The sequence below is a fragment of the Microbispora cellulosiformans genome (assembly GCF_008728085.1).
In the GTDB taxonomy this organism is placed as follows: domain Bacteria; phylum Actinomycetota; class Actinomycetes; order Streptosporangiales; family Streptosporangiaceae; genus Microbispora; species Microbispora amethystogenes.
The window spans coordinates 1-1,050 of sequence record NZ_VYTZ01000052.1; the positions used below are offsets into that span (position 1 = coordinate 1).

Here is a 1,050-nt window from a genome sequence, read left to right on the forward strand (position 1 = left end):
CCTAGGGCCTGTATCAAAGTCGATCAGAGCCATTCGTTGAGTGCGGCGACGAGGATCGTGGCTTCGTAGCGCACGGCGAGCTTGTCGTAGCGGGTGGCGACGGCCCGGTGGCGTTTGAGCCGGTTGATGCCGCACTCCACGGCGTGACGCTGGGTGTAGATCTGCGGGTCGAAGGTGGGTGGCCGGCCGCCCTTAGATCCTTTGGCGCGGCGGTTGGCGTCCTGGTCGGCCTTGCTCGGAATGGTGGCCTTGATCCCGCGCCGCCGCAGGTAGGCGCGGTTGGCCGTGGAGGTGTAGGCCTTGTCGGCCAGGACCCGGTCCGGGCGGGTGCGGGGCCGCCCGCCGCCCAGCCGAGGCACCCGGATACCGGCGATGACCGTGGTGAACTGCGGGCTGTCGCCGCGCTGCCCAGCGGTCAGCAGGATCGACAGCGGCTTTTGCCCCTGCTCACACGCCAGGTGCAGCTTGGTGGTCAGCCCGCCACGGGAGCGCCCCAGCGCGTGATCGTCTGGTTCCGGGCCACCCACCCCGCCGGGCGGCTCGGCCTGGAGATCCCCCTTTTCCGCGCGCCCGCGGCGTGCTGATGCGCTCGCGCGATGGTGGAGTCCACGCTGACGTTCCAGGTGATGCGTCCGGCCGCATCCGCCTGCGCCTGCAGCGCGGTCAGGATCTGCTGCCAGGTGCCGTCCCGTTGATAGCGCCGAAACAGCGCATACACCGCCGGCCAGGATCCGTAGCAGGCGGGCACATCCCGCCAGGGCGCTCCGACGCGCACCCGCCAGCGGATCCCGTCGATCAGCTGCCGCTTGCTGAACAGCGATGGCCGGCCCGACCGCTTCGGCGCTGGTAGTAGCGGCTCCAGCACCGCCCACTGCGCATCGGTGAGGTCGAACCGCCGCGTCACCGCTAGGGTGGCCACGAGGTCTCCGGTTTTCAGGTTTGTCTTGGTCGACTAACCACTTACCGGAGACCTCTCACGTTGTCGATCTACGCCCGCTCCGATGCGTCACCCGGCTCACGCATCACCGCGGACTTCGATACACGCCCTAG

General features: G+C 69.1%; 1 pseudogene. It reads right to left on the reverse strand.

Going from position 1 to position 1,050, the window contains the following annotated elements:
- Window positions 1-23: 23 nt before the first annotated feature.
- Window positions 24-919 (reverse strand): annotated as a pseudogene (locus F5972_RS36795) (IS5 family transposase).
- Window positions 920-1,050: the final 131 nt, after the last annotated feature.